This window comes from Enterococcus sp. DIV0240d, from assembly GCF_051711245.1.
Lineage (GTDB): Bacteria > Bacillota > Bacilli > Lactobacillales > Enterococcaceae > Enterococcus_D > Enterococcus_D casseliflavus.
The window spans coordinates 3215146-3240759 of the sequence record NZ_JBIOMG010000001.1; the positions used below are offsets into that span (position 1 = coordinate 3215146).

The window sequence follows — 25614 nt, forward strand, 5'->3', positions numbered from 1 at the left end:
AATAGAGATGCAATTGACAACAGAAATGGTGCAAGCATGGTTAGATACCTTCACAAAAGAAATCGAAGCAAACAAAGCCTATTTGAGCGATTTAGATACACCGATCGGCGACGGGGACCATGGCAACAATATGGCACGCGGCGTAGCTGCTTATCAAGAAGCTTATGCCAAACAACAGCCAACGACGATCAGTGATACCTTTAAAGTCTTCTCGATGGCAATAATCTCAAAAGTCGGCGGCGCTTCGGGTCCCCTTTATGGTTCGGCGTTTATGAATATGACCAAAGCAACGAAGGAACTAGAAACGATCGACTCCTTTGAACAATTAGGTACGATCGTTGAAGAAGGTTTGACGGGCATCAAAATGCGGGGAAAAGCTGAGTTTGAAGACAAAACGATGGTCGATGTCTGGCAACCTGTCGCAGAAGCCTTGAAAAAAGGGGAATTGACCAAAGACACGATCGAAGCAGCGAAAGAACATACCAAAGAACTCGTTGCTAAAAAAGGCCGTGCCTCTTATGTTGGTGAACGTGCCATCGGTCATATCGATCCCGGATCGGCTTCTAGTGCGATTTTGTTTGACTCACTATTAACGGTGATAGAAAAGAATTAAAAAACGATGCTCTTACAAAGCACCGTTTAAGACAAAAGACAAACCTTATGATTGCGTAAGGTTTGTCTTTTTCTTGTTTATTCCTCTTGTAAAATCGTTTGGGCAACTAGCTTCACGTATTGATCCATGCCATCTGGATTTGGATGGACCCGATCTTCATAGAACCATGACTCTTGGTCATTACTCAAATCATACCAATCGATCAAGGTCATATTGTCGTATTTTTCCGCCATGCGCTCCAACATCCGATTGACTTCATTTTGCCAACGCTGTGTCGGTACCCGCACATTGATCCAGTAGACTTTGCGATCACCGATCTCATTCATAAAGCTGTCAAATTGGGCTTCTGTAAAGGAACCATTCGTCCCTAGCCCCACAAGGACGGTATCCCGCAAAAGATTTTTTTCTTTCAAGTCTTTGATCAATTCAGGGCTCGCATACAGCTGGCGCCCAACATCCCCATCAACTACCGCTTGGGTAAAGACTTCTTTCAAGTCAGCCGTTGCATCCAGCATCACGGAATCACCAAAAGCCGTGATTTCAAGAGATTCTGCTTTTTTCACTTGGGCTGCTGTTAAATCATATTTTTCCATGATATTTTTTTCATCTTCACTTGTGTTCGCCTCATCGTCTGCTTCATTGCCTTCAGCATTCGCATTTTTTTGCGATTGCTCTGCCGCTTTTTTATTGGCCGCAATGTTGTCTTTCAACTGCTGCTGCTGGGCATCGACATAATTCGTCGGTGCGGTCACGACGCCAAACAAAGCAACGAGGGTAATCAGTAAGCTGGGCACTAACCACGGTTTTTTCCAACTAAAAATCGGTTTACTGAACCAACCGCGGACCGTTCTGAATGTGTCTTTGTACTGGAATTTACGCATTGGGTTTTCGATAAACCGATAGGACAATTCACTGATAAACAAGATCAAGAATAGTTCCACTAACGTGTGCATCAGCACGTTCTCCCCGATATTCCCCACTTTTGCTTCGTAAAAAATCATCACTGGAAATTGATACAAATAGATCCCATAACTGCGCTTGCCGATATAACTGAAAATCGGATTACTCAATACCCGATTCAAGCTGGCTCCGGGATGAGCGGTGACTGCCACAAGAATCGTACATAGGATACTGATCAAGAACATGCCGCCATAATAGACAAAAGTCAAATGATCATCTAAGAAAAAGAACGCTGCGATCAGACCAGCCAAGGAAGCAAAGCCAGAGATATTCAAGACCCGTTTGGCTTTTTGCGGTATCTCTTTCTTCAAATGGGTACTTGGCCAAATGAATGCTAAGGCACTCCCCATCCAGATCGAAAAGAGCCGCGTATCCGTTCCATAATAGACCCGTGTCGGATCAGCGCCTGGTGTGTAAAGGACTGCTAACAGAATTGCCGACAAAATCGTGACTGCGGCAGTAAATTTAAAGGCGCGATGCCTCTGCTTGCCGATTTTCATCAGCAAAATAAATACTAAAGGCCAAATCAGATAGTTCTGTCCCTCCACAGCCAGCGACCACAGATGGGTAAAGGGGGATTCATTACCGAACCGATCAAAATAGGATAACCCATGATTGATCTGCCACCAGTTGTTGTAATAAAGCAACGAGCTAACAAAAACCCCGCGCAAATTATTCAACAGGTTTCGCTGGAACAACGTGATATACGCTGCTGAGATAAGCAGCATCACCACCATTCCTGGATAGAGCCGTTTCATCCGCCGAACATAAAAATCTTTGACTTTGATTTTGCCGTTTTGATCCCACTCTTGCCTCAGCAAGTCAGTGATTAAATAACCTGATACGACAAAGAATACTGGAACTCCTAAATACCCGCCTCGCATATGAGTAGGTAGTAAATGATATAAAATAACGCCGATGACTGCCAAGGTTCGAATGCCGTCAAACCCGGTAATATAGCGGCTTGTGCTTAAACGTTTATTCATTTTTCAACCACTTTTCTCTAATTGATCCAATTGTTTCATAAAAAAACAATTTCAGCATGAACGCTATTGATTCCATACTCTCATAATTTACCAGAAATCCCCCATATAAAGCTAGCAACATCTGCTATATTTCAAAAAAATTAATTTTTGGCGAAAAAAAAGTACTTCTATAAAGAAATACTTTTTTCAACTCCTTTTTCACAGTTCTTCTTCATAAAAGCGACCCAAAATCTGGACATTTTCTGCAATACTGACAAAGGCTTTTGGATCGGCTTCTTTCATGGCACTGCGCAGCATCGGCAGTTCAAAGCGTGTCACTACCGTCAGCAAAACCGTTTGTTTGTCATGCTTGTACGCCCCTTCGGCTTCATTGATGATGGTAATCCCTCGCCGCATATGTTTTTGGATCGTTTGAATGACTTCTTCTGGGTTGCGGGTGATGATCGTCACCTGCATTTTCTTTTGCTTCGTAAAGACCGCATCCGTCACTTTTCCACTGACAAAAATCGCGATCGCACTATACAACGCATATTGCCAGCCAAACAAGATCCCTGCGGCGAACAAAATAACAATGTTAAAGAAAATCGATATCGAGCCGATCGTCTTCCCTGTCCGTTTGCGGATGGCAATGCTGACAAAATCCAGCCCTCCTGAAGAAAGACCATTCTTCAAGGCGTAGCCGATCCCCACCCCGTTGATGGCACCACCGAAAATCGCACAGATCATCGGGTCCGTCGTAACGGTTTCTTCGGGCAAAATTTGCACGAATAAGGAGGTGAGTAAAACAGTAATTCCAGTAAAAATCGTAAACTTGTGGCCGATCTTAAACCAACCTAGAAAAAATAATGGCACATTCAACAATAATAGCGCAAGGGACAAGGGGATATAAAATCCGAGCCCTTCTCTTGAGATCGTGGTGATGATCTGAGCGACACCCGTAATGCCGCTGGAATAAATATTACCTGGTTGATAGAAGAAATTGACCGCAATCGATGCCAGCAGCGCATAGACGATCGAAAACGAAAGTTTGTTGGCGTATTCTGGATGAGGGAGCCATTTAAACAGAGGAGTCATTGCATTTCATAGCCTCACTTTTTTGATTTGCCTTTATTATACTTCAGCTCATAAAAAAAGAAACGAGCAATGAAAGAAATGGATGAATTCTCATGAACTTTTTTCATTCATTCACCAATTTCTATTTCATCACTCATTTCATCATGGTTTAACGCTTATTCGTTTTCTTCAACCGTTGTTACATCGATGTTCAAGTCAAACAATTGCATTGGCGAAACGGTACTTGGCGCTTGAGACATTGGATCAGCTGCTTTCCCATTTTTAGGGAAAGCAATGACTTCGCGAATGTTTTCTTCGCCAGCCAAGAGCATCACTAATCGGTCTAACCCAAGGGCGATGCCGCCATGTGGTGGGAACCCATAATCCAAAGCATCCAATAAGAAGCCAAATTGATTTTGCATCTCGCGACGTGAGAAGCCTAGCGCTTCAAACATTTGCTCTTGCACTTCCCGTGTATGGATACGCAATGATCCGCCACCTAGCTCGTAACCGTTTAGCACGATATCGTAGGCTTGCGCATAGACTTTTGAAGGGTCTGTCGTTAACAACGGCAGATCGCTTTCTTTTGGCAATGTGAATGGATGGTGAGCAGAAACGTAGCGGCCTGCTTCTTCATCGTATTCAAATTGCGGCCAGTCAGTGACCCATAGGAAGTTGAATTTGCTCTCGTCGATCAAGCCTAATTCTTTTCCTAATTTATTACGGATCGCCCCCAATGTTGCTGAAACGATCTCAAAGGAATCGGCACCAAACATCAGAATATCGCCAACTTCCGCATTGGCTGCTGCAATGATCGCGTCGGTCGCTTCTGTCAAGAATTTAGCGATCGGTCCTTTCAATCCATCTTCTTCAACTTTGACCCATGCCAATCCTTTGGCACCAAATTGACCAGCGTAATGGCCTAGATTGTCCATGTCTTTTCTGGAGTATTTGTCTGCAGCCCCTTTGGCGTTCAAGACTTTCACAACGCCGCCTTTTTCAAGAGCCATTTGGAAGACTTTAAAATCAACGTCTTTCACAACTTCTGATAAGTCGATAAGCTCCATGTCAAACCGTGTATCTGGTTTGTCACTGCCGTAGCGTCCCATTGCCTCATCATAGGTCATCCGTGGGAATGGCAAGGTAACTTCGATGCCTTTGACTTCTCGCATCACTTTTGCCAACAGCTCTTCCGTATAGGTTTGGATTTCTTCTGCCGTCAAGAAAGAGGTTTCGATATCGACTTGGGTAAATTCTGGTTGACGGTCGCCCCGCAAATCTTCGTCACGGAAGCAACGTACGATTTGATAGTAGCGATCGAAGCCAGCACCCATCAATAACTGTTTAAAAATTTGTGGTGATTGCGGCAACGCATAGAAATGACCTGGATAGATCCGTGAAGGAACCAAATAATCCCGCGCACCCTCTGGTGTTGATTTTCCTAGATAAGGTGTTTCGATATCCAAGAAGTCGTTCGTATCTAAGAAATTGCGGATCGCTTGCGTCGTTTTCGCCCGCATCACGATGTTGTTCGTCATTTTTGGACGACGCAAGTCTAAATAACGGTATTTCATGCGAATCTCATCGCCAACGGTTTGATCATCTTCAATCAAGAAGGCTGGTGTTTTTGCAGTGTTTAAAATCGTGATTTCGCTGATCATCACTTCATAGGCACCTGTCACCATTTTCGGATTGATGGCTTCTGGTGCACGATTGATGACTTGACCTGTTACTTCTAACACATATTCACTGCGGCATTTGTCCGCGATTTCCCAGGCTTCTTTCGAAACCTCAGGGTTGAAGACGATTTGCACGATCCCTTCTCGGTCGCGCAAGTCAATAAAGATCACGCCCCCTAAGTCACGGCGCTTTTGCACCCAGCCTTTTAGAGTTACTGTCTGGTTTAAATGGGTCTCATTTACTAACCCGCAATATACTGTACGTTTTGTCATTCTTTTTCTCCTCACTCAAACATTTTGGTTGTCATTTCATCGTAGATCTCATCGAAGCGGGCATAAAGATCCGCTAACGAAAATTGTTTTTCTTCACGGCTTGCCATGGATTTGATATTGATCACTTGTTCTGCTAATTCTGTTTCGCCTAGAGTCAGAACCAACCGTGCTCCTTGTTTATCAGCAGATTTAAACTGGGCTTTGGCTTTACGATCCATGAAATCACGATCGGCAGAAAAACCGAAATTACGAATCGCTTGCACGACTTTCAACGCTTCTAAATTGGTTTCTTGTCCCAAACCAACCACATACGCATCTAACTCATTCAAAGCAGGAATCACAACTTCTTCGGCTTCCATAGTGATCAATAAACGTTCGATCCCTAAAGCAAAACCAAAACCAGGTGTTTCTGGTCCGCCTAGCTCTTCCACTAAATGATTGTAACGACCGCCGGCACAGATGGTGGCTTGCGCCCCCATTTTTGGTGCATCACTCATGATCTCAAAAATCGTGTGGGTATAATAATCCAGACCGCGCACCATATTTGAATCGATCTCATAAGGGATCTCCAACGCATCCAGCATACTCGTTACGGTTTCAAAATGTGCCTTGGCATCTGGTGTTAAGTAGTCTAGGATCGATGGTGCATCCGCCACGAATTTTTGGTCTCGCTTGTCCTTGCTGTCAAGGACCCGCAAAGGATTTTCATGCAAGCGGCGTTTTGAATCCTCACTAAGCTCCGCTTCATGGGGCGCTAGATAATCGATCAACGCTTGCCGATAGTTTTGGCGCGTTTCTTTATCGCCTAATGAATTGATGACCAAGCGCAATTGACTCAGTCCTAATTGACGATAAAAATCCATTGCCATCGCCATTGTCTCAACATCGGTCGCTGGATTTGCTGAACCGAAAACTTCGACACCGATTTGGTGGAATTGACGCAAACGGCCTTTTTGCGGACGTTCATAACGGAACATTGGTCCCATGTAAAACACTTTATAAGGCTTCGTATGTTCTGGTCCGAATAGTTTGTTTTCGACATAAGAACGAGCGATCGGTGCGGTGCCTTCTGGACGCAACGTCACATGACGCTCTCCTTTATCGTAGAAATCATACATTTCTTTTGAAACGATATCCGTTGTGTCCCCGACACTGCGGGCGATCACTTCAAAGTGCTCAAAAATCGGTGTCCGAATTTCGTTGAATTGATAATCGCGAAACACTAAGCGTGCTGTTTCTTCCACAAATTGCCATTTTTCGGATTCTCCTGGCAAAATATCGTTGGTTCCTTTTGGACGTTGGTAACTCATCGTATGCATCCTCCTATTTGTTTCATGGTTGCCCATGTTCTTTGCTTTCATTGCTTGTTTGCTTATTCACCTATTGCTTGTTGCTCATTGATGTGGGTGGGTTGTTCTCGTGTTTGACTTTTGGGTTATTGCGCTCTTTGCCGTTGGTTGCTGGTCATGGTTTCGTTGGCTTCGACTGCAATTGAACAAAGCAAAAATGCCAGGTACAGCTTTCATTTCTCACTTCCTGCGTCAATCAACGTGATTCCTAGTTTGGTTACTACGCTCCCTACGTCGCCTAGTACTGTTCATCATCTATTCTGTCTTGCTCCGCAAGCCAATCATTGTGATTCCTAGTTTGGTTACTACGCTCCCTACCGTCGCCTAGTACTGTTCATCATCTATTCTGTCTTGCTCCGCAAGCCAATCATTGTGATTTCTAGTTCGGTTACTACGCTCCCTGTGGTCGCCTAGTACTGTTCATCATCTGCTCTGTTCCGCTTTGCGGACCAGTCGCAGTGATTCACAGCAAAAAACTCGCCCTTGTTTTTTATACAAGGGCGAGTTTTGATTACACGCGGTACCACCTAAATTCGAGAAATGTTCTTCTCCTTCGCTCGATTAACGCTCGGTCACGGAACAGCTTTTCTTCTGTTCATCTCCAGATTGTCTTTCCTTTACACGTCCTAAACTGCTTTCAGCCGGGGCAGTTTTCTCTTTTAAGGAATAGAATAAAGTACTCGATCCTTCACTGATTTTTGATATTATCTATAAACTACAAGAAAGCTATGAAAAAGTCAAGGTGTTTCACTGTCTTTTTCACTCCGCTGCTCTCTAGTAGCATTTTCTCTAGTGGCCAACGCAAAGAAGCTCTCCTTCTGTTTGCTTTTCTTCCTTTTTGCGTTATGCTGAATAACGAAGGTTTTGTTTCTATGAAAGGAGCTGTTTTTATGTCTTTATATTCAGGCTATATCCGTCAACCACACTACTATGAGACCGATCAAATGGCGATCATCCATCACGCCAATTATATCCGCTGGTTTGAAGAAGCCCGCGTGGAATTACTCGCGTTTTTGGATTTACCGTATCATACCATCGAAGAAGCGGGCTTGATCGTTCCCGTGCTGGAAGTCAGTGCGCAATACAAAACGATGATTCGTTACGAAGATGAGGTGCGAATCGATGTTTTGGTCGACAAATATACTGGCACGCGTTTGGATTTTCGCTATGAGATCTACAAAACTAGTGATGGTCAGTTGGCAACGACGGGGACTTCAAAGCATTGTTTTTTAGCAAAAGAGACCAATCGCATCGTGCAGCTGAAGCGTAGTTTTCCTGAAATCCATCAACGATTTGCTGATTATGCTGCCCTGTCAGGGGAATAATCAATTCTGATCACTCATTTAAGTCAAAATCCTTGCTTTTTGAAACGGCTTTCGTATAATCAAAAGTAATTTCAGGGAAGGATGATGGCGATGTACGTGATTAAAGTTTTGCATGGTTACATTGGCAAAGATGGTCGTCGCACTCGTGAAAAAATTCCAGACAAGTTATGGGTCTTTGAAGATCGGAAGCAGTCCGAAGCATTTGCAGATAAAATTGGTGGTCGCGTCAAACCGTTAACTGAAGTCAAACAGCATACGTAAAAAAATAAGCCGTTATCGTCTTTTGCGCATAGACGATAGCGGCTTATCTTTTTTACTGCGAAACAGGATTAGTCATCCAATTCGGTTTCTAGTACTTCACCTGTTTGGGCATTGATTTTCACATCTGTTTGTTTGTTGCCATCTTCTACTTTGACTTCCCAATAAGTTACATTCATTTCTTTGTCTAATGACCAATCTGTTGCTTGACCACCGCCAGCTTCTTTCACGGCGATATCAGAAATTTCTTCCAATGAAAGCAAGTTGGTTAGGTCCAATTGATCGGCATCTTTTTTGACACCGTTTTGTTCATCGGCATCCAATTTTTCCGTTCTTTCTTCAGAAGTTTCTTTGGTTTCTGCATCGATCTTTAATTCAAACTCATTCGTGTCATCCACGCCTTCTACTTGGTAGAAGTAATTGCCAAAAGAAGTATCCAAATCAATCGAAGTGATCGCTGCATCTGGGTATTTGTCTTGGAATATTTGGATCGCTTCTTCTACGGTCACCGTAGGTAAGCCGCCATTGGCGATCGCTGCACTGCTTGAAGAGCTGTCTGTTGCTTGTGACGACGTTGTTTCACTTGATGAGGCAACTGCTGTGCTTGAGCTGCTGTTTTGCGCAGGTTCTGAATTTCCAGTGTTGTTTTGTGTACATCCTGCCAATAATCCTAATGCGGCAATTCCGAATAAAATAGTTGTTTTTTTCATGTTTCATTCCTCCAATTGTTTGTGTATTCCTTTTTTCTATATATTTAGAATAACAAGTTCCTCATGAAAAAGAATCAAAAATGCTTGAAGAAAATCTAAAAAAATCTTCATCTTTCTCTTTCATTTGGAAAGGCAAGTTTAAAGATACTGCCTTGCGGTTGATTGTCTGTCACGGTAATTTTGGCATGATACTTGTCTGCCAGCTGTTTTACCAGTGAAAGCCCGATGCCTGAACCAGCAATCTGGCTGGAACGAGAATCTTCTACTCGATAGAACCGTTCGAAAATCAAGGCTTTCTTATCATCGGGAATCCCAATGCCAAAATCGGCGACGGTCAAAGACATCTGTCTCTGCTCTTGCGTCAAGGTCACATGAATCGGCTGATCGGCAGGTGAATACTTCGCGGCATTTTCTAACAGGTTTTGGATGATTTGCTGGAAGTCACGTTTATGCCCACGTTTCATACATTGGTTCTCCACAAAATATTCAATCGATTGCGGAACGATCGTCGCTTGTTTTTCACACTCTTCTCGGACGATCTGGGAAACATCAACAAAGGTCATTTCATCTTGGGATTGATTTTTTTCTAGGTCCAACAATTGATTGCTCAATGTTTCCAAACGCTTCGACTCTTTGTCGATAAACGCCATTGAGGAAGGAATGACTTCGGGATGTTTGGTTCCACGCCGCTGGATCAATTGGACATGTCCGCGAATCGCAGCTAAAGGTGTTCGCAGCTCATGGGAAGCATCGGCAACGAACCGTTTTTCCCGCTCGATCGTCTCTCGCTGTTCTTTCAATAATTTATTAAAGGCCAATGCCACCGAACGAATCTCGATGGGCTCTTCAGAAACCGTCAGTTCTCCTGTTCGACTTTGTTCAATGGCAGCAATTTCTTGCGCCATACCCGTAAGCTTCTGACTCCATTTCCCGACACTCCAATAAATCAGCAGACTGCCCACGACAACAGCGATCAGATTCAAGAAACTGCTGATCATAAAGAGGCCATAGGCTAATTCCACACTATCCTCCCCATTGATAGCGATCGTCACCTGATCCCCATCGACTTCTTGGGTTTTCGTGTAATAGATGCCCTCCTCTGTAAAAACGATGTCTTCGAGAAAAGGAATCACTCGCCCTTGATTGATATCGGCAAAAATCTCTTCCGCATCTTCTGATGAAACGACACTGCCATCGGCTAAGATCACTTGCAGGGCGTCTTCTTCATCTGCCGAGACATAGGCATTGACGAGAAAGTCCCAGGCATCCCCTGATGCCTCACCTTTTTCGATGGCTTCAAGGATGTTGCTGGCACGATTTTCGATATGTTCAAACAAATAACCTACGGATAATAAAATAAACAACAGATTGAAGAGAATCAGCAGACCAAAGAGAATCAAGGAAAAGCGGCTCGTCAATTGAAATTGGGCTGTTTTTCTACGTTGGTTGGCTGATTTATTCTTCATGATCGGTCCTCAAGACATAGCCTAATCCACGAACGGTTGCGATCATTTTGCCTTTGCCGCAAACATCCAGCTTGTTCCGCAGTGTGCGGATATAGACATCTACAACATTCGTTTGGCCGTCGTATTCATAGCCCCAAATCTCATTCAACAGGTCATCTCTCGTTTTGACTACCTCGGGTTCTTTCATCAATTCATATAAAATCCCAAACTCTTTGGGCGTCAACTCAATGGTTTCACCGGCAACCTGAACCAAGTGCTTGGCGATGTCCATCATCAGTTCCCCCGCCACTAATTGGTTTTGCTGGTTCTTTTGTTGTTTGGCTTCTCGTTGCAACCGTCGCTCGATTACCCGAATTCTGGCAAACAGTTCTTCGATTTCAAAAGGTTTCGTTAAATAATCATCTAATCCGACATCAAGCCCCGTCACCACATCGGCGGTTTGATTTCTGGCGGTCATCATCAAAATCGGGATGTCGCTTTCTTTACGTATCCGCCGCGCCACTGTGATGCCGTCATAGATTGGCAGCATCCAATCCAATAAAATCAGATCAAAGACATTTGCTTGCTGATTGAATAAGGTCAATGCCTCTTGCCCATCTTTGGCCCAGACCGTGTCATATCCCTCAAAAGTCAATTCGGTCTGAATAAAACTGGCTAAACTTTCTTCGTCTTCTACTAGCAAGATCTTCAAGGCCATATGCGCTCCTCCTCCTGTTTTGCTTCTATCATAACGGATTTTTTCGAAACTTCCTAACTGATTGAAAGAAAAAAATCATGAAGATTTTTTCATGTTCGAACAAAAAAGACGGCATGAACCAAGGTCCACTCCGTCTTTCATTTATTCCATATTTTTTGCTAGCTGATACGCGCCAACGAGTTCCCCTTGTTGGAGTTGAAGCACGTAAGGACATGCTTCAGCTAAAAACTCACGATCATGACTGATCACCGCTAATAAATCAACTTCTTTGGCAACTGTTCGCAACAGTTTTGCGACTTCTTCCATTTGCTGCAAATCTAACCCACTCGTTGGTTCATCGAAAAACAACAAGCGTTTACCAGAAAGCAGGGCACTGCCGATGGCAACTCGTTGTTTTTCCCCACCCGATAAGCTTTGCGGATGTCGGGCAAGGAGTGGTGTTAAGTGCAACAATGAGACAATTTCTTCAAAACGCGCTGGTTTTTGGGCTTTGATCAGCAGCTCTTTTTCCACCGTTTCAAAAAACAGCTGCAAGTTCACATCCTGCATCACAAGAAAGCTTTCCTGCAGCAGCTGCTTTTGGGTCCGCTTTTGTCCATTGATGGCAAATACTGCTTCTGGGCATTTTTTCAATCCTGACAGGACTTGCACCAACGTACTTTTGCCAGCACCATTTGGTCCAACGATCCCCACAGCTTGCTTCGTCGGCAATTGTAGTTCAGGCAAGTTGAGCGCCCAATTCCTGCTGTTTGCTGAGCGTTTCGATTGCTTGATCTGCAGATGCGTTGCCCTTAATCCAGACTTTTCTGGCAAAGATTCTCGGCAGTGCTGAGTTTCCAATGCCGCCTCGCCTACTTTTCGCAATCCCAACTCGTGAATTGCCTCCTCTGATAGTGACAAAAGCTGAGCTGCTGGATAAGACGCCCGCAATCGTCCTGCTTCTAATAGACAGAAGCGATCTGCCAGTGGCGCCAAATACGCCAAGCGGTGTTCGGCGATCACAATGGTTTTCCCTTGTTGTTTTAAAGAAGCCAATCCTTGAGTCAACTTTTGGATCGCTTCTTGATCCAAATTACTGGAAGGCTCATCCAATAAGAACACATCATGGGGCAACATCGTGGCTGCAGCGAGAGCAACCAGCTGCTTCTCCCCACCAGATAGGTCAAAGACACTAGCATCAAGCAATGGGGTCAGGGAAAACTGCTGTGCTACTTCGGTGATTCGCTGCCGAATGTTTTCTGGTGCGACGCCCGCATTTTCCATCGAAAAAGCCAACTCCGAATAGACATCCGTGGTGAAAAATTGCGTCTTGGGGTTTTGAAAGACGACGCCAATCGTCTGGGCATAATGGGAGAAATCGGCAACTGGCAAGTCTGTTTCTCCGACACGGATCTTTCCTTGCACTTCGGCGGGATACAGCTCAGGGATCAAGCCATTCAAAACATTGAGCAAGGTCGATTTTCCGCTGCCGCTAGCGCCGCACAAAACGATGACTTCCCCAGCTGCGACCGTCAAAGAGAGCTCAGATAATACGGTCCGATTTTCTCGTTTCACTGACACTTGTTCTAATGTGATCATCCAAGCCACATCCTTTTCACGATAAAGCCGCCTAATGCTAAAAAGACTAAGCCATCCCACCAGCGCAGCTTCAGTTCGTGGACGGTGGTATGGGGAATTTCTGATGCTAACCCGCGAACCAGGGCCGTAGCGGACAGTTCGGTTGCGGTCTTTTCAGCCGACATCAGTAATGGGATCAAAAAATACTCCGCACTTTGCAGCGGATGAAGCAAGATCGATCCTGCCGACAGCGAGATGCCGCGAAAGCGCATCGCTTGGCGAATACTTTTGAAATCTTGTACCAGTGTGGGGAAAAAACGAAATAAGACTGCCAACGGGACTAATAATACGTTGGGCACGTGCATTTTTTGCAGCGCAGCCATCCACTCACTGTTTTTCGTCCCGCTAATGGCAAAAGCCGCCGCCATGATCGTTGGCAATAAGCGGCGATAACCGACGGAAAAGAAATCCAGCAACACGATTAGTACGTGGTTGCCTTGGCGAAACAAAAAACTATCTGCCATTGTCAGCAAGACAAACACGCCATAGAGCAGCAAGCCTTTTTTCCAAAAGCCGCTGACTATAAATAGCAGCAGCAAGAAAGTGACAAAGGCAAACTCATCGATCCAGCTGATGGTCACCATCATAGTAAAACTAGCAAAGAGAATCACCGCTAATTTGCTGCGGGGATCAAACCTTGTTTTCGACACATTCCTCACCCTTTATGCGATTGGATCGTTGGTTGAAAATGTTTTTCCATCAAGCGACTGCCGATACCTAAACCAGCCACCGCACCAATCAAAACCGCCAATGCACAAAGCCCTAACATCAAATTGGAGGTATGAGCAAACACGCCGGCAATGTAGATTTCATCTTTTCCACGAGCCACTAATGAATCGATGTAGGCATTTTTCATAAACCACAGGGGTAAGATCGGACCCATCAAGCCAAAACTAAAGACGATATAACTCGCCAGTACGCGAACGTTTCCTTTGAGCTTTGTTTTGTATTGGATCAAATCAGCTGCTAAGGCACAAATCATATTGGGCAAAAAGGCCAATGGAAAATGTCCTGAAATCAAAAAAAAGAGCCCTACCACGGTACCCATAATGGTGATTGCGCCAAATTTCGGTACTTTATTCAATAAAATCAGATAGATAATGCCAGAAAACAAAGCGGTGACTGCTGGAATAAATAAATTATGAAAACCTGGGATCACAAAACGCAAAATCAATAGACAGACGCTCATTAAAAGAAAATAGATCGCTGTATAGATCCCTACTGCAATTAAATCTTGAACCTTTAGTTTTTTCACTGCGTATACGCTCCTTCTTGCAAGCAATCAATGAAAAAACCGTTGCTGCTTGCTTGTACAAACTTATTTTTACAAAGCCTCAGTATAGCACAAAGCAGACGTTTTTATGGGGTGATATGCTTACCAACAGTCGATTTTCTTCTAAAACAGAACCAACAAATAGAGGTGTCTTCTGAATGGCTCCATTTCAACACACAGGTACCTTTAAAGATCCACTAATGGAAAAATGAATCTTTCACACGCTTAGTTGTTTTCTCCTCTTCCCATCTTTGCGAAATTAATGAATAATAGACAAGGACAAACACTTAAAATCAGCAAAGACTCGCCATCTTTTTTCTTTTTTTAGAAACCAGCAGGTATGTCTATAAAAAAACAATAACCAAGTTGACCGTCGCTTGTTAACGGAAGAAAATCAACGCTGTACTGCTATGTAAACACCCCAAACCAAACTGTAAAAACATTTTGACACTTGATTTCAAGGCATTGTCAAAGACATTTGATCGTTAGAATGCAGACATTGGCCTAAACTAATGGTAGAAGGAGCGGATAAAATGAACTTAAGCAAACAAATAAAAAAACATCGGGAACGATTAAGTCTCTCTCAGGAAGGGCTGGCAGAAAAACTCTATGTCTCCCGACAAACGATCTCCAATTGGGAGAATGAAAAAAGCTATCCTGATGTTCACAATTTATTATTGCTCAGTGTTCTATTTGATGTTTCTTTAGATGAATTAGTCAAAGGGGATGTTGAACAAATGAAAGAAACGATTGAGAAAACAGAAATGGATCGTTACACAAAAATGATGCTGCTTTTTATACTATTGACCGCACTCTCTGTTGGGCCTGCTCTTTATTTACCCGGATACTGGTGGATTGTCCCGCCTCTATGTTTTTGGCTCGTCTCCATGTATGCCGCATTAAAGATCGAAAAAATCAAGAAAACCCAAAATATCAAAACGTATAAAGAGATCGTTGCCTTCATGGAAAATCAAGACCTCGATGCCATTAGAAAAAAGCGCGACGTCAAAAAAGATTTCCTTTCAACAGCAGTCATCGTCGTGGTCTTTACCTTGATCGTCGGTATCATCGCATGGCTTAGTACACTGCCGCATTTACTGATGCGCTGACAAAAAATACAGGGTGCAACTGCTTTTATGATGAAGCCGCTACAACCTGTGTTTTTTTCAACTCAATGATCTCATCCGCATAAATCAAATTTTTCGGGCGATGGGTGATCATAATGACTAGTTTATTTTTCAATTGGTCTTTGATCGCTGCAAAAAGCTTTTCTTCTGTTGTTTCGTCTAAAGCAGATGTGGCTTCATCAAGGACAATGACTTCTGCGTTTGTGAAAAACAATCGGGCAAAAGCGATCCGCTGTTTTTCCCCACCAGAAAGGTTGGCTCCTTTTTCTCCAATTTCAGCAGACAGTCCTCCCTTGAGTGCCTGATAGAATGCGCCTAATTGACATTTTTCTAATACCGCTATGATTTCCTCGTCTGCGATTTCCTTATCAAAAATAATATTCTCTTTCAGCGTTCCTTGGAAGATTGGGGCATCTTGCGATAGATAAAAGATATGCTCATAGAAATCATTTAAGTTGTAAGCAGCTAAATTTTTGTGATTGATCAGGATCGCACCGGTCGTCGGCTGATACAAGCCTAAAATCGTTTTGACCAGCGTTGATTTTCCTGCGCCGCTTTCTCCTACTAACCCATAAATCGCTCCCCGCTTCAGCTCCAGTGTGCTATTGGTTAAGATTTGCTTTTCTTGAAGTGTGACGGATAGATCCTTAACTGTGATGCAGTTGATGGTCTCAGACAATGCATCGCCTTGTGTTAATGCTTTGTCCTCTGGCAGATAGAAAAATTCGTTTAACCGTGCAAAGGCAACTTTATCTAAGTTGTATTGAACAAAAATCACGTTAAATATTGCAACAGGCGTGTAGATTCGATCCACATAAATAATCAGTGCTGCTAAACCGCCCAAACTGACCGTAATCTGATTTGTAAATGCCAGTACCACAATTGCGACTTTGATCAATGCGACTAAAACTGCAAAAAAACCAAAGAAAAACTCATGGATCATCGTCATTTTTGTCAAACGTTCTGTTGTGTCAGCAGACATGTTTTTATATTGTGCGATCTCTTTTTCAAACCGCTTATTGATCCGAAACGTGACCATTTCCGTTAATCCGCGAATAAAGGTACTGTTCATGGCTTCTTCTGAAACTAGCGCACGTTCTTTGAGAGAGCGTAAAACTTTCAAAAGCAGATTGGTCACAATAAACACCACTAGATAGCCCACAAGGATCGCTGGAATCAATCTTTTATCGATCATAGCAATAAAAGCTAAGTTAAACAGTGTTTCGGGAAGCAATTCTTTAAACAAGCGTCCATAAAAATTCAAATGGATATTTCTGCCAGCCGCTGCTCCCGCTTCAGTTTTCTGTAAGAGTGCTCCAGAGCCGATCTGCAAGTACTCGGAATAGGCAATCTTGCTGATTTTTACTAAAGCTTGTTCTTTGAGATAGAAATACATGCTGTTGTGCAATGTTGTTTTTGGTTTCTGCTCAAGATAGGACAAAATCGGTACCAGTACTAGCGTTAACCCATAGATAAAAACGACTGGCCAATCAAGTGTCTTGCCAAATGAATCGAGTAGTTTTTGAAAATAAAAAACATTCGCGGCACTCAAAAATGAGACCGCAATTCCAATCCCAACATATACCGTCAATCCATTTTTAAAATGCCGCCATAAATCAATTGTCATCGTATGCTCCTTTTGCTGCAGTGTTCGTGGAAAAATCGTAAGATAAATAAAACAAACGCTTTCAAAAGTATAATCTATTTTTCGCTTAATGGAAAGAAACATATGAAAGATAGTGAGAAACCATTCTTCGGTCATCGAGAAAAAGTAAATATCCACCCGTGAAACGGGTGGCTTTTTAACAGCCCTAGAAGGGCTCACCACTCGCTAGCCCCTTAAAAGGGGCTTTTTAAATGACCACCAACCGCTCACAGCCCTATCTCTCTTTAACTATTTAAATGGATCTACATACTCTTGTTTACTTATACTATCTCTTATTCGATCATCTGCTTCTTGTTCTCGAATATATTTTTCAATTGTTTTTTGATTTAACCCAACCGTACTCACGTAGTATCCTTTGGACCAAAAGCTTTTATTCCCATACTTATATTTCAAATTCGCATGTTTTTCATGGATTAAGGTTGCACTTCGTCCTTTTAAGTAGCCCATAAAACTAGAAATACTAATCTTTGGTGGTATTCTTACTAACATATGAATATGGTCAGGCATGGCATGAGCTTCAATGATTTCAACATCTTTCATCTCATACAATTTTCTTAATATCTGATTAATACTTACTCTTAACTTTCCATAAATCACTTTTCGTCGATACTTCGGGGTGAAGACTATGTGATACTTACAATTCCATCTGGTATGTGCTAAACTTTTATCGTCGTTAGACATAAAAAAACTCCTTTCGATCTGATATGCGGTTGGTAGCCACTATTAGTATATCGAAAGGAGTTTTTTATCGCTAAAGCTATTTCGTCCACGCGTAGAAACGCGCGGTTTTTTTGTTTCGTACGCTACGCGAACGAAACTGACTAAAGTCAATAACAAAAAACCCCGCTCAAAGAGCGGGGCTAACGTTGTTGCCAACGATTGATTATTGGTTTAAAGCGTCTTTTGCTTGGTCAGCTAATGCAGTAAATGCTGCTGCATCGTTTACAGCCAAGTCAGCTAACATTTTGCGGTTGATGTCGATTTCAGCTAATTTCAAGCCGTGCATCAATTTTGAGTAGCTTAAGCCATTCATACGAGCCGCTGCGTTGATACGAGCGATCCACAATTTGCGGAAGTCGCGTTTCTTTTGACGACGATCGCGGTATGCGTAGTTGTATGAATTCATTACTTGTTCTTTTGCTGTTTTAAATAGAGTGTGTTTAGAACCGTAGTAACCTTTTGCTAATTTAAGCACTTTTTTACGACGTTTACGAGTTACTGTTCCACCTTTAACACGTGCCATGTATAATTCCTCCTAATATGAAAATCGATAATTGTTTGTATACGTGAAGCTTGGGTTACGCAATTATTTCATGCGTGCTAGTTGTTGACGGATACGTTTGTAATCGCCAGCTGAAACCATTGAAGCTTTACGCAATTGACGACGTTGTTTTTTTGTTTTGCCGTGGAAACGGTGACTGGTAAAGGCACGGAAGCGTTTCAATCCGCCGCCGCCAGTGCGTTTTACGCGTTTTGCTAATCCGCGGTGTGTTTTTTGTTTTGGCATAACTAATTTCCTCCTCAAAATCTTTCGTTATCTGACTTTAAACTGAAACTCAGTGAGTCATTATTTATCGTTTTTTGGTGCTAATACTAAGAACATACTGCGGCCATCCATTTTTGGCTTTTGCTCAACAGTTGCCAAATCAGCAGTTTCTTCCGCCAAACGATCTAACACTTTCTGACCAATTTCTTTATGGGTAATGGCACGGCCTTTGAAACGGATCGAAGCTTTCACTTTGTCCCCTTTTTCAAGGAATTTACGTGCATTACGCAATTTTGTGTTGAAATCATTGACGTCGATCGTTGGACTTAAACGAACCTCTTTAATGTTGATTACTTTTTGTTTCTTACGAGCTTCACGGTCTTTTTTCTGTTGCTCAAAGCGGAATTTCCCGTAATCCATAATTCTTGCTACTGGCGGCTTAGCATTTGGTGCCACCAATACCACATCAAGGTTTGCTCGTTCTGCAATTTGCAATGCTTCAGCTTTACTCTTTACACCAAGTTGTTCGCCGTTTTGATCAATCAAACGCAATTCACGTGCACGAATGCCGTCGTTTACCATCATATCCTTTGCTATGGTCATTCACCTCCGAGTTTTTTGAGAGAAAGAAAAGCTTGTCGATTCGAAATCAGACAATAAAAAAACGAGTTCTTCACGAACCCGCACGTACTCCACACAAATAAATGGTAGGAATCCTATTCTGCCCAGCGATATCTTCACTCAGGCGAGAAGCGGGTGCTTCTGCTTTTATTTCTCAACTTTTATAGTATACTGCTTTTTTCTCTTATTGTCAACAGTTTTCATGATTGTTTCAAAAAAAAGCCGGAGCATACGCTCCGACTTTCGTGTTTCTTATTCTGCTTTCAATGCAGCCATCGTGATGTAGTTGTATGGTTGGTTGAAGTGAGGCAAGAAGAAGATATCTAATAGCTTCATCTTGTCGATCGTTACGCCTTCTTCGATCGCTAGTGAGAACATGTGGATGCCCATTGCGATTTCAGATGTACGTGACGCCATTTGTGCACCAACGATGCGGCGTGTTTCTTCTTCATAGACGATGCGGATCTTAACTGTCGCATTTTCTTTCATGAAGCCTGGTTTTTGGGTATCTTCGTAATCAGAGTATTTCACTTTCATGCCATTACGTTCGGCAGCTTCGACTGACAAGCCAGTTGAAACCATGTTGTAGCCGAAGATCGAAATCCCGTTTGATCCTTGAACACCTGTTGATTCTAGAGACGTTCCGCCGATATTATGGGCAGCGACGATCCCTGAACGTACGGCATTCGTTGCTAATGCGATATACGTTGTTTGTTGCAAAGCATTTGAGTACACCGTTGCACAGTCACCGACTGCGTAAACATCTGCATCGCTTGTCCGTTGATGGCGGTCCACTAAGTACGCGCCGTTAGCAAACAATTCCAAATGATCTTTGCCTAGCTCGTTGTTTGGTAAAAAACCGATCGCGTTGATCACTAGATCAACTGGGTATTCGCCGTTGTCTGTTACAACTGCTTCTACTTTCTCTGTTCCTTTGTATTCACGTGCTAATTCACCGAAATGCAATTCAATGCCATTGTCAGCTAAGTTTTTGTCCATATCTTCTGTAAACCATTTGTCGTAGTAGTTTGGCAATGCCCGTGTTGCTGCATCAAAAAGCAACACATTTTTGCCACGACGTTTTGCTGCTTCAGCAATTTCAACACCGATGTAACCAGCACCGATAACGGCAACGTTTTTCACGTCTTCTGATGCTAACTCTTTATCAACCGTTTGTCCGTCTTGGAATTTTTTCAAGAAATGGATGTTTTTCAAGTCACGTCCAGGTACTTTTGGTGAAATCGGTACAGAACCAGTTGCGATGACAACTTTATCATAAGATTCAACGATCGTTTCACCGTCATTGGTTACAGCGTGCACTTCTTTTTTCTCAAAATCGATATGGTCAACCACTGTTTCCATATGGATTTTTGCACCTTTTGCTTCAAAATCTTCACGTTTTGTATAGAACAAGCCTTCGTATGAATCGATTTGACGTCCAACCCATAAAGCAGTCCCACAACCTAGGTAGCTTAAGTTTGTATTACGGTCGATCATTACGACCTCTTGGTCTTTGTAGTTATCTAATAGTGTATTGGCAGCAGCAATCCCCGCGTGGTTTGCACCGATAATAACTGTTTTTGTCATGGAAAATTTCCTCCTTTTGTTTACATTGTCATTATAGCTTGCTTGTGAATTTGAAAACTATCAACTTTTTCGCGATTTTAAAAATTTATGACAGTTTTTCGTTGATATACGTCACTTTCAGCGGGTTGAGTTTCTATATCAAAATTATTTTCGTCTTGCAAGTAAAAAGATTGTGAAATATCATGTATTTAAACCTAAGGATTTTCCTTGTTATAAAAGCATTCTGCAAACCGATTGAATAAAATTCACAATGTTCTACCGCTTTTTCGCACCTGTTGCGGCAGCGATTCGCCGTGTTATACTGAAGAGAAAAAACAGATAGGATGGGATCTTGATGAAGAAAAAAATCGTATTGCCACTACCGCCCTTATTGTCGGCATTAGAGCCACAGGATTTTTATTTAGAAGAAGAACTGCTTTTCGAAGGTGCTTTCTTCGAAGGCTGTGACTATAGCTATGATGCTTGCAAAAATCTCATCTTGAAGCAATGTCATTTCAAGAAAGTGACGATGCAAAAAACACGCTTGAGTCAGTGGGAATGCCAAAACGTTCTCTTTGAAAATTGCGATTTTTCTAATCTGGAATGTTTTGGCGCCAGCTTTCATCGGGTTCACTTTAAACAATGTAAATTGACTGGCACCAATTTTGCGGAAAGCTATTTCCGTGACTGCACCTTTGAAGATTGCGTGGCGAACTTTGCTTCTTTTAGCAACACCAATTTACGGACAATGCTGTTTCGTCAGTGCCAACTAAACGACAGTGAGTTTTATGAAATGGATTGGAAACACTTGACGTTACAAGAAAACCAGTTGAACAATAGCAACTGGTTTCACACAAAATTAGCAACTTTAGATTTTCGGACCAATCAATTTCAAAAGATCGCGTTGTCCTTTGAACAATTGCGGGGGCTAACGGTCGATCAAGAACAAGCCTTGGTTATCGCCGCCGGTCTAGGTTTGGTGATCGATTAACGAATTCTACGCCATAAAGCAATCAACATCCAAACGGATAACACTAAACTGATCAATAAGGCAATCCCCCAACCGAAAATACTATTGGTAAAAGGCAGCGGAACGTTCATGCCAAAGAAACTGGTGACGATGGAAGGCATAGTCAATAAGAGGGACCAAACGGTCAAAAACTTCATGGTATCATTCAAGTTATTGTTTAACAGATTATTATAGGTTCCAGATAGTTGCTCTAAAATTTGAAAAGCCAGCAACGTCATTTCCACTGCCTGTTTGGCTTCGATCAAGGCATCATCCAGCTGTTCCCGCTCGTCATCATCCATCAAGCGATAAATGGATAACGCTTTGATTTGCTCCAAGAGGACCGCATTTTGTTTCGTGGCAGACACTAAAAAGACTAAACCAACTTCCAAATCGGACATTTGCAGCAGGTTTTTATTGGTGGTTTTTTCCCGTAGTCGCTGATTCAAGCGAATCCGGTCACTATTGACTTCTTCGACTAGCGGAAAAAACGTGCCTGAAATCAAGAATAAGCTTTGAAACAAAAAGTGAAGCGGTGTTTGCTGCGGCTTTTGCAGGATCAAGCGCTCCATCATCGGAATCACATAACGGGTATCATGGGAGGCAAAAGTAAAGATCTGCTTCTTTTTTAAAATAAACGTCATTGGGCTGGTCTCAAAATGATTGTCTCGCTTTTCTTGCTGAGGTACGTTGAAAACCAGCAGCAATGCTTCTTCTTCGGCATCGTATTCGACTCGTGCGCGTTCGTTTTTATCTAGAGAATACGTAAGCATCTCATCCGACAGATGATATTGTTTTTGTAGTGCCATCACGCATTTTGCGTCTTGCTGGTCGACTTGAATCCATTCATAGTTTCCATCATAAAAGACATGTTTGTTTTCCACAGTCCATCCTCCACTCTTGCTTTCTTCTATTATAAAAGAAAACAGCCAGAAGCCCAATCAAAGGACTTTTCTGGCTGTATCGGCCATTGCTATTTGCGGGCGTCTTTCAAAGCATCTTCCACCATTGTTAAAACGGCCTGTGCCGCTTGCGGGTCTTCGACAAAATTGAATTGATCGCCATCGATCTGGATCTTTGGACTCTCATTGTACTCTTCGTACCATTGATCGTAGCGTTTGTTCAACTCTTTGTAGTAGTCGTATAACGAAGGATCAAAGGTCAATTGTTCGTATTCCCGTCCGCGTTTTTCAATACGCTCCAACATCGTTTCAAAAGAAACGCGAATATGCACCAAAAGATCTGGATGCTTTTTGTGGGCTGCATACGGCAGCTCTTCCAACATATTGGCTAACAATTCATCATAGACTTTGACTTCGGTATCGGTTGCTCGCCCAAGGTCCGCATTTAAATGGAACAACAGTGAATCCTCATAAATGGAACGGTCCAAGACGTTATTGTCGTCTTTCATAGCTTGCTTGATACTTTCAAATCGTTTATTTAAGAAATAGATTTGCAGTAAAAACGCATATTTATTTGGATCTGCATAAAATAATGGTAACACTTCATTGTCATCGATCGATTCATAAAAGGCTTGACTGCCAAAATGATTGGCGATCAATGCGGTCAAACTTGATTTACCGGCACCAATCGTTCCTGCTAATACGATCACGCTCATATCCCCCAACTCACTCATCACTAAATATTGTATGTTGCATTTGCGATATCAACTATACAATACTATATCTTGTGCCGTCAACTGAAACTTTTGAAGCACAAATCAAGAAGTTTTTCAATAAAAGTTTAAAGATTTTTGCTTTTTTTTGAAATCTCATACGGAATGCTTAACGAAAGAGCCTTCTTCTAGTAAAATAGGAAAGGATCTTTAATTAAATTGTGTTTTTGTCAGGAGATAGTTACAATTGACTGACAAACGATAAATGAATCATGTGGGGTAAGCTCCCTAGAGAAATGAGGAAAATAATGTCAATTGGTACTGGCATAGCTACAGGAAAAATCATCTTAATGGGTGAACATTCAGTTGTTTACGGTGAACCAGCAATTGCTTTCCCTTTTGCGGGAGCAAAAGTACAAGTCGAGATCACAGCAAATGAAAAAAACACCTTGATTTCAAGTTACTATCACGGTCTGCTTGAAGAAGTCCCCAGCCACTTAAAAAATGTCAAAGACTTGCTGCATCGTCTGCAACAAGATTTCCACACGGGTCCTTTTGCAACCTCCATCGTCAGCACCATCCCTTCTGAACGGGGAATGGGTTCTAGCGCGGCGGTCGCTGTTGCACTGACTCGCGCTTTTTTTGATTGGATCAAAAAAGATTTTACAAAAGAAGAATTGATGACCTATGTCAACTTTTCTGAAAAAATCGCTCACGGCAATCCTAGCGGGATCGATGCTGCAGCAGCTAGTGGGACGGATGCCATTTACTTTATCAAAGGGCATCCCATCACTTCGTTTCCCCTCACGATCGACGGTTATTTGCTCGTCGCTGATACTGGCATCAAAGGGCAAACGAGAGAAGCTGTCAAAAGTGTCGCCCATCTTTTTGAAACCAGCAAGCAGCTGGCCAGTCAAGCGATCCAGCGTTTAGGGATCGAAACCAAAAGAGCCAAAGAGGCAATTATAGCCAATCAATTAGAAATATTAGGCGAAAGCATGAACAATGCCCATCAGGCACTGCAGCAGTTAGGGGTCAGCAATCAGCAACTGGATCAGTTGGTTTCCTCAGCATTGGCACACGGGGCTTATGGGGCGAAGCTGACCGGCGGGGGCCGAGGCGGCTGTATGATCGCACTAACCAAAACGAAGGAACAGGCTGAGAACATCAGCCGTATTTTATTGTCCGATGGCGCTCGTGCGGCATGGATACAAGGATTAGGAGTTTATGAACATGTATAAGGGAAAGGCTCGTGCCTACACGAATATCGCATTGATCAAGTATTGGGGAAAACAAGACGAAACCTTCATTTTACCGATGAACAATAGTTTGTCCCTGACCCTCGATGCTTTTTACACAGAAACAACGGTGGCTTTTTCACCCGATTTTACACAGGATCGCTTTACATTGGATGGTGTGGTGCAAACAGACGCTGCCACCAAAAAAGTTGCGGACTTTTTGGATCTGGTACGAAAAAAAGCGGACTGCCCGTGGTATGCCACGGTGGAAAGTCAAAACTTCGTCCCAACCGCTGCTGGACTTGCCTCTTCTGCCAGCGGATTAGCGGCATTGGCGGGTGCCTGTAGTGAAGCACTGGACTTAAACTTGTCGGAGCAAGCGTTATCCCGTTTGGCCCGTCGCGGTTCTGGTTCGGCTTGTCGGAGTATCTACGGCGGCTTTGCTGAATGGCATCAAGGCACCGATGAGACTTCTTTTGCCACCCAAGTGCCGTCGAATGGCTGGGAAGAAGAATTGAGTATGATCTTTATTTTGATCAACGCACAAGCCAAAGAAGTCTCCAGTCGTGAGGGCATGCGCCGAACCGTTGAAACATCGAGCTTTTATCCAGGCTGGCTTTCTGCCACTGCGAGCGATCTCGTGAAAATGAAACAAGCGATTGCCGAAAAAGACTTTACTGCTTTAGGTGAAACGACCGAGGCCAACGCCTTGAAAATGCATGGAACGACCTTAGCCGCCGAACCACCTTTTACTTATTGGTCTTCTGAATCTTTACGAGCTATGGAATGTGTCCGAATGCTGCGAAAAAAAGGATTGGCTTGCTATTTCACGATGGATGCTGGTCCCAATGTCAAAGTTTTATGCCAAAAACAAGAAGAACAAACGATTTTACGTGAATTAAGTGCTCACTTTGCCTCAGAACAATTAGTAACTGCTCATGCGGGCAAAGGATTAGCCTTTTTACCGGTGGAAGAATCTTCCCCCATCAACTAAGAAGCCATTAAGAAGCCATCGATTAGGAGTGTC

At 42.9% G+C, this 25614-nt stretch carries 25 protein-coding genes and 2 other annotated features; of the genes, 7 read left to right on the forward strand and 18 right to left on the reverse strand.

Translation table 11 applies throughout. From position 1 onward, the window contains the following. Positions 1–7: 7 nt before the first annotated feature. Positions 8–613: a dihydroxyacetone kinase subunit DhaL gene (gene dhaL / locus IGJ25_RS15460; RefSeq protein WP_010750003.1), complete on the forward strand. Its 606-nt coding sequence runs from the start codon at positions 8–10 to the stop codon at positions 611–613. Positions 614–690: 77 nt separating this feature from the next. Here dhaL and IGJ25_RS15465 read toward each other — a convergent pair whose 3' ends face one another. The 4 genes from IGJ25_RS15465 to hisS all read right to left on the reverse strand — a co-directional run bounded on the left by IGJ25_RS15465 (position 691) and on the right by hisS (position 6874). Further along, positions 691–2559 (reverse strand): acyltransferase family protein, encoded by a 1869-nt coding sequence (locus IGJ25_RS15465; RefSeq protein WP_008379546.1) that lies wholly within the window; start codon positions 2557–2559, stop codon positions 691–693. A 198-nt stretch (positions 2560–2757) separates the two neighbouring features. Next, positions 2758–3633, reverse strand: a complete 876-nt coding sequence (locus IGJ25_RS15470) for a YitT family protein (RefSeq protein WP_010750004.1) — start codon at positions 3631–3633, stop codon at positions 2758–2760. A gap of 155 nt (positions 3634–3788) precedes the next feature. After that, the gene (aspS, locus tag IGJ25_RS15475) at positions 3789–5564 is read right to left on the reverse strand and encodes an aspartate--tRNA ligase (protein WP_010750005.1); all 1776 of its coding nucleotides are present in this window, start codon (positions 5562–5564) and stop codon (positions 3789–3791) included. Between the two features lie 11 nt (positions 5565–5575). Next, the gene (hisS, locus tag IGJ25_RS15480) at positions 5576–6874 is read right to left on the reverse strand and encodes a histidine--tRNA ligase (protein ID WP_010750006.1); all 1299 of its coding nucleotides are present in this window, start codon (positions 6872–6874) and stop codon (positions 5576–5578) included. 532 nt (positions 6875–7406) lie between these two features. Continuing rightward, positions 7407–7614: a binding site (T-box leader), on the reverse strand. A gap of 189 nt (positions 7615–7803) precedes the next feature. Between hisS and IGJ25_RS15485 the strand changes: the two genes are divergently transcribed. Continuing rightward, the gene (locus tag IGJ25_RS15485; protein WP_008379539.1) at positions 7804–8238 is read left to right on the forward strand and encodes an acyl-CoA thioesterase; all 435 of its coding nucleotides are present in this window, start codon (positions 7804–7806) and stop codon (positions 8236–8238) included. Between the two features lie 90 nt (positions 8239–8328). Then, the gene (locus tag IGJ25_RS15490) at positions 8329–8499 is read left to right on the forward strand and encodes a hypothetical protein (protein WP_008379536.1); all 171 of its coding nucleotides are present in this window, start codon (positions 8329–8331) and stop codon (positions 8497–8499) included. Between the two features lie 68 nt (positions 8500–8567). On the opposite strand, the gene IGJ25_RS15495 is transcribed toward IGJ25_RS15490, so the two are convergent. The 6 genes from IGJ25_RS15495 to IGJ25_RS15520 all read right to left on the reverse strand — a co-directional run bounded on the left by IGJ25_RS15495 (position 8568) and on the right by IGJ25_RS15520 (position 14241). Continuing rightward, positions 8568–9206 carry a PepSY domain-containing protein gene (locus tag IGJ25_RS15495; protein ID WP_010750007.1) on the reverse strand — a complete coding sequence of 213 codons (639 nt, stop codon included), beginning with the start codon at positions 9204–9206 and terminating at the stop codon, positions 8568–8570. 107 nt (positions 9207–9313) lie between these two features. Continuing rightward, positions 9314–10672 carry a sensor histidine kinase gene (locus IGJ25_RS15500; protein WP_060791497.1) on the reverse strand — a complete coding sequence of 453 codons (1359 nt, stop codon included), beginning with the start codon at positions 10670–10672 and terminating at the stop codon, positions 9314–9316. After that, positions 10662–11369, reverse strand: coding sequence for a response regulator transcription factor (locus tag IGJ25_RS15505; RefSeq protein WP_010750009.1), 708 nt, complete (start codon positions 11367–11369; stop codon positions 10662–10664). Before IGJ25_RS15505 ends, IGJ25_RS15500 begins: the two co-directional genes overlap by 11 nt. 141 nt (positions 11370–11510) lie before the next feature. Next, positions 11511–12947 carry an ABC transporter ATP-binding protein gene (locus IGJ25_RS15510; RefSeq protein ID WP_081116030.1) on the reverse strand — a complete coding sequence of 479 codons (1437 nt, stop codon included), beginning with the start codon at positions 12945–12947 and terminating at the stop codon, positions 11511–11513. Then, positions 12944–13645 (reverse strand): energy-coupling factor transporter transmembrane component T, encoded by a 702-nt coding sequence (locus IGJ25_RS15515; RefSeq protein ID WP_010750011.1) that lies wholly within the window; start codon positions 13643–13645, stop codon positions 12944–12946. The genes IGJ25_RS15510 and IGJ25_RS15515 overlap by 4 nt, the downstream gene beginning before the upstream one ends. Continuing rightward, a complete protein-coding gene (locus IGJ25_RS15520) occupies positions 13642–14241 on the reverse strand; it encodes an MptD family putative ECF transporter S component (RefSeq protein ID WP_225000612.1) in 600 nt (199 codons plus the stop codon). Before IGJ25_RS15520 ends, IGJ25_RS15515 begins: the two co-directional genes overlap by 4 nt. A 551-nt stretch (positions 14242–14792) precedes the next feature. Here IGJ25_RS15520 and IGJ25_RS15525 point away from each other — a divergent pair. Continuing rightward, positions 14793–15368 carry a helix-turn-helix transcriptional regulator gene (locus IGJ25_RS15525; RefSeq protein WP_010750013.1) on the forward strand — a complete coding sequence of 192 codons (576 nt, stop codon included), beginning with the start codon at positions 14793–14795 and terminating at the stop codon, positions 15366–15368. Between the two features lie 25 nt (positions 15369–15393). On the opposite strand, the gene IGJ25_RS15530 is transcribed toward IGJ25_RS15525, so the two are convergent. From IGJ25_RS15530 to nox, 6 genes are all read right to left on the reverse strand, one after another. Further along, positions 15394–17013 (reverse strand): ABC transporter ATP-binding protein, encoded by a 1620-nt coding sequence (locus IGJ25_RS15530; RefSeq protein ID WP_438779429.1) that lies wholly within the window; start codon positions 17011–17013, stop codon positions 15394–15396. 267 nt (positions 17014–17280) lie between these two features. After that, on the reverse strand, positions 17281–17733 hold the full coding sequence (gene tnpA / locus IGJ25_RS15535) for an IS200/IS605 family transposase (protein WP_010750015.1): 453 nt from the start codon (positions 17731–17733) through the stop codon (positions 17281–17283). Between the two features lie 202 nt (positions 17734–17935). After that, positions 17936–18295: a 50S ribosomal protein L20 gene (gene rplT, locus IGJ25_RS15540; RefSeq protein WP_143112441.1), complete on the reverse strand. Its 360-nt coding sequence runs from the start codon at positions 18293–18295 to the stop codon at positions 17936–17938. Between the two features lie 63 nt (positions 18296–18358). Further along, complete coding sequence (rpmI, locus tag IGJ25_RS15545; RefSeq protein WP_003128650.1) at positions 18359–18559, reverse strand: 50S ribosomal protein L35; 201 nt, start codon at positions 18557–18559, stop codon at positions 18359–18361. A gap of 60 nt (positions 18560–18619) precedes the next feature. Continuing rightward, positions 18620–19141, reverse strand: coding sequence for a translation initiation factor IF-3 (infC, locus tag IGJ25_RS15550; RefSeq protein ID WP_005228103.1), 522 nt, complete (start codon positions 19139–19141; stop codon positions 18620–18622). Positions 19142–19188: 47 nt separating this feature from the next. Further along, positions 19189–19312, reverse strand: a sequence feature (ribosomal protein L20 leader region). A 99-nt stretch (positions 19313–19411) separates the two neighbouring features. After that, complete coding sequence (gene nox / locus IGJ25_RS15555) at positions 19412–20746, reverse strand: H2O-forming NADH oxidase (RefSeq protein ID WP_005228102.1); 1335 nt, start codon at positions 20744–20746, stop codon at positions 19412–19414. A 334-nt stretch (positions 20747–21080) separates the two neighbouring features. Between nox and IGJ25_RS15560 the strand changes: the two genes are divergently transcribed. Continuing rightward, a complete protein-coding gene (locus IGJ25_RS15560; protein WP_438779430.1) occupies positions 21081–21716 on the forward strand; it encodes a pentapeptide repeat-containing protein in 636 nt (211 codons plus the stop codon). Here the strand turns inward: IGJ25_RS15560 and IGJ25_RS15565 are convergent. Next, a complete protein-coding gene (locus tag IGJ25_RS15565) occupies positions 21713–22618 on the reverse strand; it encodes a magnesium transporter CorA family protein (protein ID WP_376717001.1) in 906 nt (301 codons plus the stop codon). The two genes, IGJ25_RS15560 and IGJ25_RS15565, sit on opposite strands and share 4 nt — an antisense overlap. 89 nt (positions 22619–22707) lie before the next feature. Next, the gene (locus IGJ25_RS15570) at positions 22708–23352 is read right to left on the reverse strand and encodes a deoxynucleoside kinase (protein WP_010749130.1); all 645 of its coding nucleotides are present in this window, start codon (positions 23350–23352) and stop codon (positions 22708–22710) included. Between the two features lie 305 nt (positions 23353–23657). Here IGJ25_RS15570 and mvk point away from each other — a divergent pair, with 305 nt between their 5' ends. Continuing rightward, on the forward strand, positions 23658–24590 hold the full coding sequence (gene mvk / locus IGJ25_RS15575; RefSeq protein ID WP_010749129.1) for a mevalonate kinase: 933 nt from the start codon (positions 23658–23660) through the stop codon (positions 24588–24590). Next, positions 24583–25581 (forward strand): diphosphomevalonate decarboxylase, encoded by a 999-nt coding sequence (gene mvaD / locus IGJ25_RS15580; RefSeq protein WP_005228088.1) that lies wholly within the window; start codon positions 24583–24585, stop codon positions 25579–25581. Before mvk ends, mvaD begins: the two co-directional genes overlap by 8 nt. Positions 25582–25614: the final 33 nt, after the last annotated feature.

Bases quoted from the DNA above. Each gene is read 5' to 3' on its own strand.
- dhaL (WP_010750003.1), top strand. From the start codon at position 8: ATGCAATTGACAACAGAAATGGTGCAAGCATGGTTAGATACCTTCACA.
- IGJ25_RS15465 (WP_008379546.1), bottom strand. From the start codon at position 2,559: ATGAATAAACGTTTAAGCACAAGCCGCTATATTACCGGGTTTGACGGC.
- IGJ25_RS15470 (WP_010750004.1), bottom strand. From the start codon at position 3,633: ATGACTCCTCTGTTTAAATGGCTCCCTCATCCAGAATACGCCAACAAA.
- aspS (WP_010750005.1), bottom strand. From the start codon at position 5,564: ATGACAAAACGTACAGTATATTGCGGGTTAGTAAATGAGACCCATTTA.
- hisS (WP_010750006.1), bottom strand. From the start codon at position 6,874: ATGAGTTACCAACGTCCAAAAGGAACCAACGATATTTTGCCAGGAGAA.
- IGJ25_RS15485 (WP_008379539.1), top strand. From the start codon at position 7,804: ATGTCTTTATATTCAGGCTATATCCGTCAACCACACTACTATGAGACC.
- IGJ25_RS15490 (WP_008379536.1), top strand. From the start codon at position 8,329: ATGTACGTGATTAAAGTTTTGCATGGTTACATTGGCAAAGATGGTCGT.
- IGJ25_RS15495 (WP_010750007.1), bottom strand. From the start codon at position 9,206: ATGAAAAAAACAACTATTTTATTCGGAATTGCCGCATTAGGATTATTG.
- IGJ25_RS15500 (WP_060791497.1), bottom strand. From the start codon at position 10,672: ATGAAGAATAAATCAGCCAACCAACGTAGAAAAACAGCCCAATTTCAA.
- IGJ25_RS15505 (WP_010750009.1), bottom strand. From the start codon at position 11,369: ATGGCCTTGAAGATCTTGCTAGTAGAAGACGAAGAAAGTTTAGCCAGT.
- IGJ25_RS15510 (WP_081116030.1), bottom strand. From the start codon at position 12,947: ATGATCACATTAGAACAAGTGTCAGTGAAACGAGAAAATCGGACCGTA.
- IGJ25_RS15525 (WP_010750013.1), top strand. From the start codon at position 14,793: ATGAACTTAAGCAAACAAATAAAAAAACATCGGGAACGATTAAGTCTC.
- IGJ25_RS15530 (WP_438779429.1), bottom strand. From the start codon at position 17,013: ATGACAATTGATTTATGGCGGCATTTTAAAAATGGATTGACGGTATAT.
- tnpA (WP_010750015.1), bottom strand. From the start codon at position 17,733: ATGTCTAACGACGATAAAAGTTTAGCACATACCAGATGGAATTGTAAG.
- rplT (WP_143112441.1), bottom strand. From the start codon at position 18,295: ATGGCACGTGTTAAAGGTGGAACAGTAACTCGTAAACGTCGTAAAAAA.
- rpmI (WP_003128650.1), bottom strand. From the start codon at position 18,559: ATGCCAAAACAAAAAACACACCGCGGATTAGCAAAACGCGTAAAACGC.
- infC (WP_005228103.1), bottom strand. From the start codon at position 19,141: ATGACCATAGCAAAGGATATGATGGTAAACGACGGCATTCGTGCACGT.
- nox (WP_005228102.1), bottom strand. From the start codon at position 20,746: ATGACAAAAACAGTTATTATCGGTGCAAACCACGCGGGGATTGCTGCT.
- IGJ25_RS15560 (WP_438779430.1), top strand. From the start codon at position 21,081: ATGAAGAAAAAAATCGTATTGCCACTACCGCCCTTATTGTCGGCATTA.
- IGJ25_RS15570 (WP_010749130.1), bottom strand. From the start codon at position 23,352: ATGAGCGTGATCGTATTAGCAGGAACGATTGGTGCCGGTAAATCAAGT.
- mvk (WP_010749129.1), top strand. From the start codon at position 23,658: ATGTCAATTGGTACTGGCATAGCTACAGGAAAAATCATCTTAATGGGT.
- mvaD (WP_005228088.1), top strand. From the start codon at position 24,583: ATGTATAAGGGAAAGGCTCGTGCCTACACGAATATCGCATTGATCAAG.